Source organism: Candidatus Aeolococcus gillhamiae, from assembly GCF_016464765.1.
GTDB classification, from domain to species: domain Bacteria; phylum Chloroflexota; class Dormibacteria; order Aeolococcales; family Aeolococcaceae; genus Aeolococcus; species Aeolococcus gillhamiae.
This window is the reverse complement of sequence record NZ_JAEKNS010000024.1, coordinates 1-14,779: the sequence shown is the minus strand read 5'-3', so window position 1 is coordinate 14,779 and position 14,779 is coordinate 1. Positions and strand designations below refer to the sequence as shown.

The 14,779-nt window shown below is 69.2% G+C and carries 16 protein-coding genes; 7 read left to right on the top strand and 9 right to left on the bottom strand.

Going from position 1 to position 14,779, the window contains the following annotated elements:
- Positions 1-776: glycerate kinase (locus tag JF886_RS01590; protein WP_337308931.1), on the bottom strand; the 776-nt coding region annotated here is incomplete at its 3' end.
- A gap of 5 nt (positions 777-781) precedes the next feature.
- Positions 782-1,606: an RNA polymerase sigma factor gene (locus tag JF886_RS01585; protein WP_337308930.1), complete on the bottom strand. Its 825-nt coding sequence runs from the start codon at positions 1,604-1,606 to the stop codon at positions 782-784.
- A gap of 128 nt (positions 1,607-1,734) precedes the next feature.
- On the opposite strand from JF886_RS01585, the gene JF886_RS01580 reads away from it, so the two are divergent.
- Positions 1,735-2,331 (top strand): hypothetical protein, encoded by a 597-nt coding sequence (locus tag JF886_RS01580; protein WP_337308929.1) that lies wholly within the window; start codon positions 1,735-1,737, stop codon positions 2,329-2,331.
- A gap of 6 nt (positions 2,332-2,337) precedes the next feature.
- On the opposite strand, the gene JF886_RS01575 is transcribed toward JF886_RS01580, so the two are convergent.
- From JF886_RS01575 to JF886_RS01550, 6 genes are read right to left on the bottom strand one after another with little or no spacing between them, the layout of a single operon-like run.
- Complete coding sequence (locus JF886_RS01575; protein WP_337308928.1) at positions 2,338-2,703, bottom strand: AtuA-related protein; 366 nt, start codon at positions 2,701-2,703, stop codon at positions 2,338-2,340.
- Positions 2,700-4,073, bottom strand: coding sequence for an acyclic terpene utilization AtuA family protein (locus tag JF886_RS01570; protein WP_337308927.1), 1,374 nt, complete (start codon positions 4,071-4,073; stop codon positions 2,700-2,702). Before JF886_RS01570 ends, JF886_RS01575 begins: the two co-directional genes overlap by 4 nt.
- Positions 4,074-4,130: 57 nt before the next feature.
- Positions 4,131-4,856 (bottom strand): ZIP family metal transporter, encoded by a 726-nt coding sequence (locus JF886_RS01565; RefSeq protein WP_337308925.1) that lies wholly within the window; start codon positions 4,854-4,856, stop codon positions 4,131-4,133.
- A 40-nt stretch (positions 4,857-4,896) separates the two neighbouring features.
- A complete protein-coding gene (locus tag JF886_RS01560; RefSeq protein WP_337308923.1) occupies positions 4,897-5,319 on the bottom strand; it encodes a Fur family transcriptional regulator in 423 nt (140 codons plus the stop codon).
- Positions 5,316-6,449 carry an Rv3626c family coenzyme F420 biosynthesis-associated protein gene (locus JF886_RS01555; protein WP_337308921.1) on the bottom strand — a complete coding sequence of 378 codons (1,134 nt, stop codon included), beginning with the start codon at positions 6,447-6,449 and terminating at the stop codon, positions 5,316-5,318. The genes JF886_RS01560 and JF886_RS01555 overlap by 4 nt, the downstream gene beginning before the upstream one ends.
- A gap of 22 nt (positions 6,450-6,471) precedes the next feature.
- On the bottom strand, positions 6,472-7,314 hold the full coding sequence (locus JF886_RS01550) for an SDR family oxidoreductase (protein WP_337308919.1): 843 nt from the start codon (positions 7,312-7,314) through the stop codon (positions 6,472-6,474).
- Between the two features lie 222 nt (positions 7,315-7,536).
- On the opposite strand from JF886_RS01550, the gene JF886_RS01545 reads away from it, so the two are divergent.
- From JF886_RS01545 to JF886_RS01535, 3 genes are all read left to right on the top strand, one after another.
- Entirely contained in the window at positions 7,537-9,984 is a 2,448-nt protein-coding gene (locus tag JF886_RS01545) for a hypothetical protein (protein ID WP_337308917.1), read from the top strand.
- 280 nt (positions 9,985-10,264) lie between these two features.
- Positions 10,265-11,872, top strand: coding sequence for a chaperonin GroEL (gene groL, locus JF886_RS01540; protein WP_337308915.1), 1,608 nt, complete (start codon positions 10,265-10,267; stop codon positions 11,870-11,872).
- Between the two features lie 170 nt (positions 11,873-12,042).
- Positions 12,043-12,396 (top strand): lipopolysaccharide assembly protein LapA domain-containing protein, encoded by a 354-nt coding sequence (locus tag JF886_RS01535; RefSeq protein WP_337308913.1) that lies wholly within the window; start codon positions 12,043-12,045, stop codon positions 12,394-12,396.
- A 4-nt stretch (positions 12,397-12,400) separates the two neighbouring features.
- Here the strand turns inward: JF886_RS01535 and JF886_RS01530 are convergent, their stop codons facing one another.
- A complete protein-coding gene (locus JF886_RS01530) occupies positions 12,401-12,766 on the bottom strand; it encodes a hypothetical protein (RefSeq protein ID WP_337308911.1) in 366 nt (121 codons plus the stop codon).
- 43 nt (positions 12,767-12,809) lie between these two features.
- On the opposite strand from JF886_RS01530, the gene JF886_RS01525 reads away from it, so the two are divergent.
- The 3 genes from JF886_RS01525 to JF886_RS01515 form a co-directional block, all read left to right on the top strand.
- Positions 12,810-13,550: an NAD(P)H-hydrate epimerase gene (locus tag JF886_RS01525; protein ID WP_337308909.1), complete on the top strand. Its 741-nt coding sequence runs from the start codon at positions 12,810-12,812 to the stop codon at positions 13,548-13,550.
- A gap of 96 nt (positions 13,551-13,646) precedes the next feature.
- Positions 13,647-14,168 carry an RNA polymerase sigma factor gene (locus tag JF886_RS01520; protein ID WP_337308907.1) on the top strand — a complete coding sequence of 174 codons (522 nt, stop codon included), beginning with the start codon at positions 13,647-13,649 and terminating at the stop codon, positions 14,166-14,168.
- Positions 14,165-14,779 (top strand): zf-HC2 domain-containing protein (locus tag JF886_RS01515; RefSeq protein WP_337308905.1); only part of this gene is annotated, 615 nt, incomplete at its 3' end. The genes JF886_RS01520 and JF886_RS01515, both read left to right, overlap by 4 nt.

The window sequence follows — 14,779 nt, the reverse complement described above, 5'->3', positions numbered from 1 at the left end:
CCCCCGGCCGCCCCGGCGCCGGGGCGCTCCGCCAGCCCCGCCAGCCCGGCGGCCTCCTCGACCAGCCGGGCAAGATGGCGGAGCCCCGCGTCGAGCGTGCGCGTCTGGCTGTCGTCGGCGCCCTTCTGCGCACCGAAGACGTGGGCGGCCCCGTCAGGACCGAACAGCGGGCTGCGCACATCCATCGCCACTTCGATCGCGGTGGTGCGCAGACGCGGGTCGACGGCGGAGAGGTCGACCGCGGCGATGGAGAGCAGGGCGCCGCCGCCGCGACCGACTGGCCGGCCCGCACGGTCGAGGAGGCGCGCTCCCAGCGCCGTGAGGATCCCCGCCCCGCCATCGGTCGAGGCGCTGCCGCCCACCCCGACGATGACCCGACGGGCCCCGGCTTCCAGGGCGGCGACGATGAGCTCGCCGGCGCCGCGGCTGCTGGCACCCATCGGGTCACGCCCGGCCCCGAGCAGGCGCAGGCCGGCGGCCTCGGCCATCTCGACGACGGCCACGTCGGCGGCGACCCAGCCGAGCCGGGCGAGCCGTTGCCGCCCAACCGGTCCGGTGACCCGCACTCGCTGCACCCGCGCGGCGGATCCGGCCGCCGCGAGGAGGACGTCGAGCGTGCCGTCACCGCCGTCCGCGACGGCGATGGACGCCGCCACCCCGCCTGCGTCGGTGACTCCGCGGGCCAGCGCGCGCGCCGCCCCGGCGGCAGAGAGCGTGCCCTTGAACGCGTTCGGTGCGCAGACCACGCGCGGCCGGCCCGTGCCGCCGCCGACCATCCGCCCTATGCCGGCACCACCGCGTGCTGCGCTCGGAAGCCGACGGTCGTCGTCTGGTAGGCGTTGCGACAGAGCGCGCAGCTCTCCAGGTGCTCAATGGCCTCGCGCTGGTCGGCGGCGCTGAGCTTGCCGCGACTCATCATGAAGGCGAGCTCAGCGCAGTGGGTGCGCTCCTCCGGCGGGCTGTCCAGGCGCAGGTACTCCTCTTTGAAGCGCTTTCGGGCGCGATGCAGGAGGGTCTCGACGGCCGCGTCGGTGATACCCATGACGCGGGCGATGGATGCGTAGGACAGGCCCTGCAGCTCGCGCAGCGTGAGCACCATGCGCTGCCGCTCGGGAAGCTTCTTGGCCACCTCCCACACCAGTTGCCGCAGGCTGCTCATCTCCAGCGCGTCCTCGGGGTGGCCACTGCGATCCCGGTCGGCGATCTTCAGCATCGCCTCTTCGGGGTCGCCACGGCCCTGGTGGATGTGCAGGGCGCGGCGGTTGCGCCGGCGCAGCTCGTCCTGGCAGATGTTCACCGCGATGCGGTGCACCCAGGCGCCGAAGTTGAAGCTCTGGTCGACACGCGCCAGCGCGCGGATGACGTTGTAGAAAGTCTCCTGGACCAGGTCCTCGGCGAGCGCCTCGTCGCCGACGTAGCGCAGGCACACCGCGCGGACGCGGGCGTGGTACCGCTGGAAGAGGACGTCGAAGGCTCCAACGTCCCCCGCCAGGTACGCCGTGATCAGAGCCAGGTCGTCGGAAGCAGGAACAGAGCCTCGCGTCTGGTCCGTGACCGTCCCCCTCCATGACGGGGACGTTTGCCCCGATCGCGGCGAGTATACCACCGCTTTCCACAGGCTTCTGCGGGTCTGTTGACGCCTGCAAGGTTTGCCTTTGGCCCAGCGTCTAACCAATTGCAGGGCCGAGCGGTCGTGCGGCGTACCGGGACTGTGGCGGCGGAAGGGATATGGCAATGGAGACGTGGCGGCTGGATACCGACGAGGGGGAACGCCGCGTCTTCGTTCGCTTCGCTGACGACGAGGTCGCCGAGGGCCGCACCCCGGATCTGGACCTCGAGCGCGCCGAGTTCGAGCTGAGCTTCGACAGCCCGCGCGACAACACCCACTCGGCCATCGTGCCGCTGGCGTCGGTGAAACGCGTCCTGCTCGGCCGCGAAGAGATCACCGAGCCGGTGCCGGACGACGTGCTCCGCAAGGTGGCGCTGCACTTCTGGGACGGCGAGGTGGTCAAGGGGCTGCTGCGCAGGGTGCCCGAGCGGCACCGCAACGGCATGACGCTCGAGCTGCTCACCCCGGAGGCGGACAGGGCGGAGGTGTACGCGCTGCCCTACCACGCTCTCAAGGCGGTGTTCTTCCTGCGCAGCTGGGACACCAGGCCGCCGCAGCTGCAGACGACCGGCAATCAACGCCAGTGGACCCTGCCGCGCCAGGACGCGCCGCTCATCGAGCTGCTCAGCGAGATCCGCGGGCTGCGCGGCCTGCGCCATCGCGGCCAGATCAGCGAGGTCGAATACGAGCGCCGGCGCAGCAGGGTGCTCGCGAAGATCTGAGCCGGGTCAGCGGGGTGGCGCCTGCCGCGCCGGGGCTGTGGCCGCTTCGTCGTCGGTGAGCGTGACGCGCATGCGCAGCAGCAGCGAGCCGTAGGACTTGCCGAGGGGATCGCTGCGCAGAGACCGCGCCGCCCCGCCGTCGAGCGCTTCGTGGAGGACGAAGTTGAGGGCGCGCACGTTGGGCACCTCGAATCGCTCGACCTCGCCACGAACGAAGCGACCGAAGTGAGCCCGCACCCGCTCCGCGGTGACCTCACGGACCAGCGCGGCGTAGACGGCGTCGTCGGCGGCGAAGAGGGCGACGTTGGCGAGGTCGCCCTTGTCGCCGCTGCGCGCCCGGGCGATGTCGGCGAGCGTCACCTCGCAGCTCACCGCGCGACCTCGTCGACGACGACCTCGACGCCATCTTCGATGTGCTCGCGCGGCACCAGGGTGGGCCAGACCCCGAGCAGCGCGCGGGCCGCCTGAGGGGTGCTGCCGCCGCCGATGAACGGTGGCCCGTTGAGCGCCAGCGGCGTGGCCAGCCGCGGGAAGCTGCGCGCCTCAGCCTCGGTCGCGAATCGGCCGGCGATGCGCAGCGTCACCTCGTTGGCGTCGGCCGCCGCACCCAGGTCGGCTGCGTCGCCGTGCAGGGAATCGATGCCGATGTACTCGGTGACCTGTTCCAGCGGCACCACCCCGGCACGCTCGGCGAGGCGGTCGATGAGCAGCGCGGCGTGGCGCGCCTTGGCGAGTGCGTTCGGCCAGGAGTAGCCGATCATGGCGGCGCCGAGCCAGCCGTCGAGGTAGCCGATCACCGCCTTGAGCTGATCGGGCCGAGCACTCCCGCGCACACCGCTGATGGACACGGTGTCGGCGCCTGAGTCCTCGAGGCGAACGCTGGTGAAGTCGGCGACGACGTCGGGGTTGAGGTAGCGATGCGGGTCGAGCACCTCGTACAGCAACTGTTCGGCGACGGTCTCGACGCTGACCCGGCCCCCGGTTTGGGCCGGTTTCGTCAGCAACGCCGAGCCGTCCTCACCCACCTCGCACACCGGGTAGCCGACGCGGTCGAGGTCGGGGATGTTCCACCAGTCGCCGCTGAAGTTTCCACCCGTCGCCTGGCCGGAGCACTCCATGAGGTGGCCGAGCACCACGCCGGTGGCGAGCCGGTCCCAGTCGTCCCATCGCCAGCCCAGCTCATGGACCATCGGGGCCAGGAACAGGGACGCGTCGGCCACCCGCCCGGTCACCACCACGTCGGCGCCGCGCGCGAGTGCCTCGACGACCGGGCGCGCGCCCAGGTAGGCGACGCCGAAGACCGTGCGGTCTCGGATCGTGGCCAGGTCGGCGCCGGTGTCCATGTTGCGCAGCTCCGCGCCCCGCGCGCGCAGCTCGTCGAATCGCGTAGTGATGTCGTCCCCACTGACCGTGGCCACGCGCAGACCGTCGATGCCCAGCTCGCCGGCGACTTGGCGCACCGCTGCCGCCGCGGCCACGGGGTTCATGCCTCCGCCGTTGGTGATGATGCGAATGCCCTTGCCGCGGGTCACCGGCAGCAGCGCGCGCATGAACGCCGGGAGGTCGCGCGCAAACCCGCCGCCGGCATCGCGCATGCGGTCCTTCTGGAGGACGGCCATGGTCAGCTCGGCGAGCGCGTCGCAGCAGATGTAGGCAACGTCGCCGCGCTCGGCGACCCCGACCGCGCCGTCGGGTGTGTCCCCGTAGAAGCCCTGGCCGGCACCGATGCGGACGGTCTTCATCGCGGGCGACGTTGGCAGTGACGAAGCGGGCGAGTCAACGATCTCGGCCAACCGCGCTCAGATGAGACGCGTCACCCCCCAGAGCAGACCCATCCCGGCGACCGTTGCGGCGGCCGGCCACGGCGAATCGTGTTCGCGCGCCTCGGGGAGCAGGTCCGATGCGCCGATGTACACGAACACGCCCACGAAGCTGCCGAGGATGTACGGGAGGATGCCGCTGGGGAGGGGCGCGACGAGCGCCACCGTGGCGCCCATCAGCGGAGTCAGCGCATCGAGGAGGAGCCAGCGTAGCGCGCGCCGCAGCGAGTTCCCGTGGGCGAGGACGATGGTGACGGTGTTCAGGCCGTCGACGAAGTCGTGAGCGAGCACGGCGATGCCGATGGCCACCCCGAGCTTGAGATCGGTCTTGAAGCCGACACCGATGGCGACGCCGTCGAGGAAGCTGTGGAACGACAGCCCGGCTGCGGCAACCATGCCCACGTCAGTGCTCTTTCGCCCGTGTTCGTGACCATGCCCCGGGCCATGGTGGAGGGAGGTGAATTTCTCGAGCAGGAAGAACGCCAGGAACCCGACGGCAACGAAGAGCATTGCCTGGGACACCTCGATGCCGGCACTCCTGCTGCGTGAGATCAGCTCCGGGAACACGTCGAAGAGCGCCACCCCCAGGACGGCGCCCGAGCTGAACCCGAGCAGGAGGTGCATGCGATCACGAACCCGGACGGCCGCCAGGCCTCCCAGAGAGGTGGAGAAGAAGGTGAGCGCGGCCACCAGGATGCCGATCACAGCGGCATCCTAACTGATACTCAGTATCGTCTGTAGTCCGTTACCCCGGTGAGGTGCATCGGGCACAGGTCCCGTAGAAGTCCAGGGAGTGGTGGTCGAGGGTGAACCGGTGACGGCGGCGCACCGAGGTGATCAACGCCTCGACCTCAGCGTCGTCGATGTCCGTCGTGGTCCCGCACGTCCGGCAGACGAGGTGGTGGTGGTGGACCGGCTCGCAGGAGGTGTAGAGGTGAACGTGGCCATCGCCTTCGAATCGCTGCGCCAGTCCCATGTCGACGAGCACGTCGAGGCTGCGGAAGACCGTCGCTCTCCCGATGTGCGGGTTGAGCGCGCGCAGGCTCCCGAAGAGCTCGGCGGCGCTGACCGTGCGCCGGGCCTCACGGAGCGTCTGCGCGACGAGCCGGCGCTGTGCCGTGAGCCGCCTCGGCGCCGCGGTGGTCGAGGCCGCGGTGCTGGCGCTCACCGGCGGGCGCGCGCGACCCACTGATCCGGGTGACGCAGCTCCGCGGCCGACGGCATCATCTCGGCGCCCTCCCAGACGCGGTTGAGCAGCGTGACCCCACCGGCGCTCGCGACGGCTTCGCAGAAGCGCTCGCCCACCTCGTATTGGCGCATCTTCATGTTGATGCCGGTGATGGCCAGAACGGCGCGCTCCACGACGGTGCGCTGGGCGCGCCGGCGCGCAAAGGCGGCCTCGAGCTCGTCGAAGTGATCGAGGTTCTCCTTGCCGACGCGGTGCATGACGAAGTTCGCGTAGCCCTCGAGCACGCTCATCACCGCCTGCAGCCTGGCGATGCCGCGCAGCTGGGTGCGCACCGCGTCCGGCAGTCGCTCCAGCAGCTGCCTGGCGTTCGGCGTCCTCCCGTTGCCGTCACCGGTGGCGTGCTTCAGGCTGCTGCGGATCATCTCGTCCATCATCCCCACAAGGTGCTCACGCAGCCACGTGTGCTCGCCGAACTGCCACGCGTGGGTGAGCTCGTGGAGGATGAGCCAGCGGCGCAGGGGCTCGGTCGGCGCCCCGGCGATGCGCGCGAAGCCGGCGATGTTCGGCTCCACCAGGTAGAGCGCCGGGGTTTCCCCCTCGGCCGGCGGTCCGAGGCTGAGCACCGGGTCGTATTGGCCGAGAACGCGCTGCGACATGATCCCGAAAAGCATGCCGACGTAGCGGTTCATGACGCCGCGACCCAGTGCGGTCGCGCGCGAGTCCGGAAGGGTGGCGCGCAGCTCCTCGATGGGGACGATCAGCCTCTTGGCGATGCCGATGTTGACGTCGACGAAACCGTGCCGGTCGAGCACCACGAACCGCGGGAAGTGCACGAGCGGTTGCTCGCAGACCGCGGCCATCAACGGCGCCAGCTCGGCGGCGATGCGGTCGCACTGCGCCGCGACGTCCTCCGCGCAACCTGTGCCGGCCTCCCCGCCGCCTGCTCCGCCGCGCTCGTAGGCGGTGCGGCGCACCGCCTCCCAGTCGACCAGCCCTGGCTCGCCACCCTGGCGCGGACGTAGCAGGGCGCGAGCCGAGATCACCGCGCCGGCACCCATCGCCCCCGCGGCGAGCGCAGTGCGCAACGTGGGCGCGGGAAACCGGGGCATCAACCGATGATAGGCGGGGTCCTCACATCGACGACCCTGCGCGGCCGTCGATGTACACCGGCTCCGGGGGCGGCCCCTCAAGCCAGTACGCGTCGAGTCGCTCCTGGCTCCAGCCGCGCTCACGCAGGAACGGCTCATCGAGGAGCTGACGTCCGGTGAGCTGGCGCGGCTCGGTGGTGACCATCTCCACCAGGGCATCGCTGAGGATGTCCGGAGAACGCCACATGCTGCGGTCGCCGACGCTGTAGTTGATGGTGGCGAGGCTCTCGATGAGCGTCACCGGCCACAGCGAGTTGCAGGCGACGTTGTCGTTCTCGTGCTCTGCCGCGATCCCAACGGCAAGGCGGGTCATGCCCATCTTGGTGGTCATGTAGGCCACGTACCCAGGGTTGGGCTCGGTCCCGATCGGCGGCGAGCACATCACGACGTGGCCCCAGCCATTGCGGATCATGTGCGGCAGGGCGTGTTGTGCGCAGGTGAACGCGCCGCGAACGTTGACCTCCCACATCAGGTCGTAGCGCTTCAGGGGGGTCTCGAGGAACGGCTTCCACCAGAGCGCCCCGGCGTTGTTGACCAGGATGTCGAGGCGCCCGAACGCGTCGACGGTGCGCTGCACCATGGTGGCGACGTCATCCTCCTTGCGAACGTCGAGGTGCACAGCGATGGCCCGGCCCCCGGCTGAGGTGATCTCCTCTGCGACGCTGTGGATGCTGCCCGGCAGCCGCTCCGTTGAGTGCTCTGACTTGCCGGTGATCACGACGGCGGCACCCTCGGCGGCGAGCCGTAGCGCCATCGCCCGGCCGATGCCGCGCGAGGAGCCCGTCACGATGGCCACGCGGTGTTCCAGAGGCCGTTCGCTGCTCACCCGCGGCAGCTTATCCTCCGGCGAGCCGGAGGCGGAGGAAGCCTGATCCCCTGGTGGCCGACGCTGCTCTGTAGTCCGAGGCTGGCTCGCTCATCGCGTACGCGGCCAACCACCGCGTCTAGGCACCGGCCCAACACTCATCCTTTTCAATCCCTGCACGAACGACTAGACTGCGCCGATCGCTGGCATCCTCGCTGCACAGCGAAGGAAGGGAGGGGTGTCATGGTCCGAGGCGCAAAGGCGTTTGGAATCCTTGTTGTCTTGGTCGCCGCCGCAGGCGTGCCGACCGCCCGTGCCGCTGTGCCGGCGATCGGATTCGAGACGCCGTCGGTTGTGGACGCGATCCACCCGGGGGGTGAGCCGAATATCGGAGTCGACGCCCTCGGCCGGGTGTTCTCGAGCGCACCGCTCGGAACAGGGGTTCAGCGCAGTGTGTGGTTCGGATCCGTCGATGGTGGTCACACGTACCGAGCTGTCAGCGCGTGCCCCGTCATCCCGTCGCCGCCTGCTGCCTCCCCCGTGGGGTGTCCCAGCCCGGCGATGACATTCAACGCTCCTCCCGGGGGCGGCGACACCGAGCTCCAGTTCGACCGCAACAGCAAGCAGTACTTCTCCGACCTGTACGCTCTCACCTGTCTGCGGCAGGCCACGACCACCGATGGCGGCGCAACGACCAACCAGCAGGTATACCCGGCCGCCTGTGGGGCCAGCGTCCCTCCGGTCGCTGCGGACAGGCAATGGATCGCGGTGTGGGACCCCGGGCCAGGTCACCTGGCCGCAAGCAGTGCGTACACGGGGCCGTTCCCGCTCGCCTACCAGGAGTACAACAATCTGGTCACCGGCGCCCACTGGGTAAAGAGCAACACCTCGATTGTCCCGGGCGACCCCGGGCTGACATATACGGATGCCACCAAGAAAGACACGGCGGTAAACGGCAACCTGTGCATGGACCCAAACAGCGCCAACTCCCCGATCTACTCACCGTTCGGTGCGGACGGCTACATCTCGATTGACCAGGTCACCGGCAAAGTCTTCCAGGCCAACTATTCGGGGAGCAGCATCCTGCTCAACATCGGCACCCCCGATGCCAGCGGAAATCTGGACTTCCTCGACGAGCCCACCGTCACGAACCCGTGCGGCGATCCAAGCAAGCTCATCACCGTCGCAACTGGCGTCGCCAACGACTCCGGCGAGGCAGCCAACTTCGTTGTGTCGTCAATCGACTCGGCCCGCAACCTCGACGTCACGTGGGTGGGAAGAAGCGCGACACCGTCCAACCGCCAGGTCTTTGTCTCGGCCGCGAGCGCGGCCACCGGGTGGACGACCTGGACCCCGAAGACACAGGTCAGCTCGGGCGTGGCGGGGAATGACGCTGTCAACGTCTTCCCGTGGATCAAGGCCGGTTTCCTCATGGGGGTGAACCAGGACGGCGCCGGCGCCGCCGACACGGTGTGGTACGGGTCGGACAAACCGGTCGACCCGAGCTCCCATAACGGACAAAAGTGGAACGTCTTCATGAACCAGGCTTCCTTTCCGAAGGATGTCAACGGCGGCGTCACCGGCGCTGCGCCGACTCTGAGCGGCGTCACCAAGGTGACGCCACATCCAAACCACTACGACTCCATCTGTCTGAACGGTACCGGCTGCGTTGTCAGCGCCGGCGACCGGAACATGGCCGACTTTTTCGAGGTCACCATCGACGCCACGGGTGCGGCGGAGATCGTCTACGACGACACCTCAAACGGACTGATTCAACCCGGCTTCGGCACCGGCACCTGCGGCTCGCAGGTCTGCACTGACCACGCCGGAGCCGCTGTCATCACCGTCGCGCGCCAGAACTCCGGACCCGGGCTCTTCGGAGCCGCGGTCACTGGCCCATCGAATGCGCCGGTCGGCGGGATGAACGATCCGGCGGGAGACGCGCTGTATCCCGTCATCGGCGGTACCAACGTACCTGGCATGGACATCCGCAACCAGTCCATGGACCTGAGTGGGGGAGTGCTGACCGTCACCATGCAGGTGTCCGACTTGTCGGCAGCGGCTCTGGCAGCGGCTCGCACGAGCGTGCTCGGTTCGGCCTACCTCCAGTATGTGACCCGCTGGAGCATGCTCACCCCGGGTGACCCCGCCCATCCGTCAACTCTTTACTACGCCGCGGCGGAATTCCCGCCCAGTGGGCCGCCGATCTTTTACGCGGGCAGGACTCAGAGCATCGACGACTGCTCGGTGAGCGCGTGCGACCCGCACGCCCTCGTCTACCCGGAGCCAGGCAATCCGAACAACCCAGCCGGAAGCGGCCTGGCAGAAACACCTGGAAGCGGCGTCAGTTGCCCCGCGACGCCGGGACCCAACCAACCGTGCACGATCACCATCAAGATCTCGACCCTGGCCGATGTTGGCACCCCGACTGCGGCCAATACGCTGGAGGAGGTCGGTGGTTACGCCTTCGCCACCACACACCAGGACAATGTCACCACCAACGCCAACGAGCGCATCGACAACATGCCTTTGGAAATCGACGGCGTGTGCTGCTACAACTACGTGTCTGGCGCCCTCCCTGTGGCAATTCCGGAGTTCGCCAGGCCACTGATCGCGATTGCGCTTGCGGGGGCACTACTGGCCGCCGTGGCACTGCGCCGGAGGAATAGGTCTGCACGCGCGCTGGTGTGAAATTGATACTCACCGGCGGTGAAGCCGCAGGCCGCGTGGCCACAATCGGCGACCACGCTGTTCAAGGGTTGCCGTCCTGACCGTCTGACAGCGGCGGGGGAGGTGGGCACGCGCCGGCCTTCCCCCGCCCGCGCCGGCGCCACTTCCAAGCGCCACGGCTGGCGCTCGGGGGAGGAGGCTGCTAGCACTCCGATACCGAGAGTGCTAAGATTACCTCTCCCAACCGAACAGGTTCTCAGTGTGCTTGAACCCGTCCACATGAGGCGGGAGGAGGAGTTTGATGGCCAAGCAGTTGCTCTTCGACGCGGAAGCCCGCGACGAGATGCGCAAGGGCGTTGACCGTGTCGCCAACGCCGTCAAGATCACGATCGGCCCCAAAGGCCGCAACGTGGTCCTCGACAAGAAATTCGGTTCCCCGACGATCACCAACGACGGCGTCACCATCGCCAAGGAGATCGAGCTCGAGGAGCCATTCCAGAACATGGGCGCTCAGCTGGTCAAGGAGGTCGCCTCCAAGACCAACGACATCGCCGGCGACGGCACCACCACCGCCACCGTCCTCGCCCAGGCGCTGATCAATGCAGGCCTCCAGAACGTGGCCGCAGGCGCCAACCCGATCCAGCTGAAGAAGGGCATCGAGCTCGCCGTCGAGGCCGTGGTGGCTGCCATCAAGGAGCAGTCGGTTCCCATCAGCGAGCGCGAGAAGATCGCCCAGGTGGCCGCAATCTCGGCCGCTGATCCCGCCATCGGCGAGATCGTCGCCGACGCCATGGAGAAGGTCGGCAAGGACGGCGTCATCACCGTCGAGGAGAGCAAAGGCCTCGAGACCGAGCTCGAGCTCGTCGAGGGCATGCAGTTCGACAAGGGCTACATCTCCCCGTACCTGGTCACCAATGCCCAGCGCATGGAGGCCGTTCTCGAGGATCCGTACATCCTCATCACCGACAAGAAGATCTCGGCGATCGCTGACCTGCTGCCGATTCTCGAGAAGGTTGTGCAGAGCGGCAAGCCGCTTCTGGTGATCGCTGAGGACCTCGAGGGCGAGGCGCTGGCCACCATCATCGTCAACAAGCTTCGCGGCACCTTCAACGCGGTTGCCGTCAAGGCACCGGGCTTTGGAGATCGCCGCAAGGCCATGCTTCAGGACATCGCCATCCTCACAGGTGCGCAGGTGATCAGCGAGGAGGTGGGCCTCAAGCTCGACTCCACGCAGCTCACCTCTCTTGGCCGCGCCCGCCGCGTCACCGTCACCAAGGACGACACCACGATCGTCGAGGGAGCCGGCTCGCAGGACGCCATCAAGGGTCGCATCGAGCAGATCAAGGCTGAGATCGAGAAGAGCACCTCGGACTGGGACAAGGAGAAGCTGCAGGAGCGGCTCGCCAAGCTCGCCGGTGGTGTCGCCGTCATCAAGGTCGGTGCCGCCACGGAGACCGAGCTCAAAGAGAAGAAGCACCGCATGGAGGACGCTGTGTCCGCCACACGCGCGGCCGTCGAGGAGGGGATCGTGCCCGGCGGCGGTGTGGTGCTCGTCAACTGCGTCTCGGCACTCGACGGCGTCAAGGCCGAGGGTGACGTCAAGACCGGCGTCAACATCCTCCGCCGCGCGCTCGAGGAGCCACTTCGCCAGATCGCCGACAACGCCGGCGAGGAGGGTTCGGTGGTCGTCGAGAAGGTGAAGAACCTGCCCAAGGGCCAGGGCTACAACGCCGCCACCGGTGAGTACGTCGACATGGTCGCGGCGGGGATCATCGACCCCACCAAGGTGACCCGTTCGGCGCTGCAGAACGCGGCCTCCATCGCCGCCCTGCTGCTCACCACCGAGGCACTGATCACCGACATCCCGGAGAGGAAGGGTGCGGCCGCGCCGCCCATGCCGGAGTACTAGATCGACCTCGGATCATTGATCCAGAGCGGCCGGGACACAGCGTCCCGGCCGTTTTTTTTACTCCTTCGCCCTCGGCGCACCTCGTGCGCCGCTGTCGCTCCGCGACGGACTTCGATTTCCTGGTATGCGCCAGGCGGCAGCGCAGGTATCTGCCTGTACAGTAGGACGCGATGCAGCAAGCACCCCCGCCTTCGGGTCCGCCGGAAAACACGGCTGCCGCGCCACCCGACCGCGAGGCGACGCCGGCGCACGTGCCGGTCGCGGCGCACATCTCCAACCTGGCCAGGCTGGTCATCGCCGCGGTGGTTCTCGGCGCCGTGGTCCTCACCGTGTTCTGCGCTCAGAACACCGGCGCGACCTCGGTCAAGTTCCTGGTCTGGTCCTGGCCCGGTGCCCCGCTCTTCGTTGTGATCCTGGCCTCGGTGGCGCTGGGCATCGCCATCGGCGGGCTGTTCGTCTGGCTGCGCCTGGTGCGCTACTCGGTGGAGCAGCGCATCCCGGGGCGTCGCCAGCACCGCAGCTAGCCGGTCAGTTGGCGCAGCCCGTGGCGCGGTAAGAACCCTTCCCCAGCGCGGTGTCGGGGCGGCCTTTCACCGTGATGTCGGCGGCACGCTGCGGCTGCGGGCAGCCAGTGGCCAGGACGATGAAGACGCCGCGGGCGCCGGCCTGGACGTAGCCCTGGCACGTTCGCGCGTCGCACGAGTACGGCTCCCACGTGCCGTGCAGGGTGGCCGTGCCGTCGGCGGCCACCGACTCGATGGGGGAGGCGAGCAGCCCGCGGATGCCGACCACTGCGGCGACAACCACCGCCGCCAGGGCGACGACGAAGATCACCAGGCCGCGCCGGGAGACGCTGCGGCTGGTCCGCTCCGGCGCCGCCGGTGTGGTTGCCATGTGCCGGAGTACGGTACCCAAACCACCACAGTGGAGTGCCCGTATGGACCGGACCGCGCAACACCGCTACGGCGCGCTGACCGCCGACCAGGTGGCCGCGCTCGACGCCGCGGCCGTCGCCATTGGTGTCGACATCGCCCAGCTCATGGAGGTGGCCGGTTTCCAGGTCGCCCGGCTGGCCTGGACCATGAACGGCTCGCGTCCCCGGCGCCTTCACGTTGTGGCCGGTCATGGCAACAACGGCGGCGACGGCCTTGTGGCGGCGCGTCACCTGAGCGCCTGGGGCTGCGCCGTCACCGCGACCGTGCACGGCGACCCCGCCCGGCTTGCCGGGGTGGTCGAGCGCCAGGGCCACGCGGCCGCAGCGTCCGGCGTTGAGGTGACGGTGTCGGCCGATCCCCGCGACGCGCTTGCGCCCGCCGGTGCCGCGCTGGTCATCGACGCCCTGCTTGGCACCGGGATGACCGGGCTGCCGCGCGCCGGGCACGCCGCCGTCATCGCCGGGATGCGCGGCACCATTCTCAGCGTCGACGTGCCGAGCGGCCTCAACGCCGATGACGGCACCGCCGCGGGCGTAGCGGTGCACGCCGCCGCGACGTGCACGCTCACCGCGTGCAAGCAGGGCTTCTGGGCTGCTGCTTCGCGGCGGTGGACCGGCACAGTCCACGTCGCTGACATCGGCATGCCCCGCACGGCGTGGCGTCGATGCGGGCTGGGCGCTCCGTCGGCGGTACGTGGCGGAGCCATCCGCCGCGTCCCTCTGCCGGCCATTGACCGGCGCTGAGCTGCGGCGCGCCGGCCGATCTCTGAGCAACCTTGCCAGAACTAGGACTCGCCTGTATGCTTGCGCGCAGCGCGTGCTCACTCGCACGACAACGTCATGATCAACGTCGCAGCACACATCGCACCCGATGCGAGTGACCTCGCAGGCTTGGCCTGCGGGCATCTCGATGATCTCGTGACGTACGTCGCGCACCTGAGCGGCAGCGGGGACGACGCCCTCGAGTTTGTGGCCGGCGGCCTCGCGCACGCGGCCAAGTACCCGCCCACCCGCCTGCGCGTTGACGGGCGCGCCGCCCTCTACCGTGCGGTGACCCGCGCGTGCCGGCAGGGGCATCGCTTCCCACCGCGCGAGCACGGTCCCGCCCGCTTCCTGCGCCGGCCTCGGCCCGCCTTCCAGGCGCGCATGGACGGCGAGGCGGCGTCGCGTATGAACACCGTCAAGCGCGCCCTGGCTACCCTTCCGTTCGAGCGCCGCGCGGCGCTTCTGCTCCACGATCTCGCCGGCCTCGACTACCGTGAGATGTCGCGGGCGTTGGAGTGCTCTCCTGAGGCAGCCGGTCGCCTCCTGGCGGCGGCACGGCGCGACTTCGGCACCATCTACAGCGAGATCGCGCTGTGAAGTGCAGCCTGCTCACGCTCAGCACATTCATCGACGGTGAGCTGGCGTCGCAGCGGGGCGCCGAGGTGGACGCCCACCTGGTCGGCTGCGCGCGGTGCAGCGCGGGTGCAGCGACCCTGCGCGATGAGAAGAAACGCGTGGGCCAGCTCGCCAGGGTCACCGTCGATCCCGGGTCCGCGCAGCTGATGCTGGAGCAGGTGGGGATCAGCATCGACTCGGCCGTTGACTCCCCGGTGATCCCTCCGCCACCGGCGGCGCCATTCGACGAACGACGCCCCTGGCAGGCCGGCACCAGCAGTCCCGCGCTTCCCTGGACGCCACGCCGTCCCGAACGCGTTGCCGAGGGGATGGCCGTGTCCACCGTCGCTCCCGACGTCCAGCCCGATCTCCCTCTCGACGGCGTGCGATCCACTCCTCCGTCGTGGGACAGAGCGCCGGTGGAGGAACCCGCAGTCTCCCCGGAGGTCGAGGCCGCCGCAATCCTCCCTGACCCGTCCGGCGCGGACGCGGGTCTTCTCGAAGCCGACGAGGACTGGCTGAACGTCGAGATACAGCCCGAGTCCTGGGAGGATGATTTGGCCCCACCGGCGGCGGCGCCCCCCCCCCCCCCC

Bases quoted from the DNA above. Each gene is read 5' to 3' on its own strand.
- JF886_RS01580 (WP_337308929.1), top strand. From the start codon at position 1,735: ATGGAGACGTGGCGGCTGGATACCGACGAGGGGGAACGCCGCGTCTTC.
- JF886_RS01570 (WP_337308927.1), bottom strand. From the start codon at position 4,073: ATGAAGACCGTCCGCATCGGTGCCGGCCAGGGCTTCTACGGGGACACA.
- JF886_RS01555 (WP_337308921.1), bottom strand. From the start codon at position 6,449: ATGCCCCGGTTTCCCGCGCCCACGTTGCGCACTGCGCTCGCCGCGGGG.
- JF886_RS01545 (WP_337308917.1), top strand. From the start codon at position 7,537: ATGGTCCGAGGCGCAAAGGCGTTTGGAATCCTTGTTGTCTTGGTCGCC.
- groL (WP_337308915.1), top strand. From the start codon at position 10,265: ATGGCCAAGCAGTTGCTCTTCGACGCGGAAGCCCGCGACGAGATGCGC.
- JF886_RS01535 (WP_337308913.1), top strand. From the start codon at position 12,043: ATGCAGCAAGCACCCCCGCCTTCGGGTCCGCCGGAAAACACGGCTGCC.
- JF886_RS01530 (WP_337308911.1), bottom strand. From the start codon at position 12,766: ATGGCAACCACACCGGCGGCGCCGGAGCGGACCAGCCGCAGCGTCTCC.
- JF886_RS01525 (WP_337308909.1), top strand. From the start codon at position 12,810: ATGGACCGGACCGCGCAACACCGCTACGGCGCGCTGACCGCCGACCAG.
- JF886_RS01520 (WP_337308907.1), top strand. From the start codon at position 13,647: ATGATCAACGTCGCAGCACACATCGCACCCGATGCGAGTGACCTCGCA.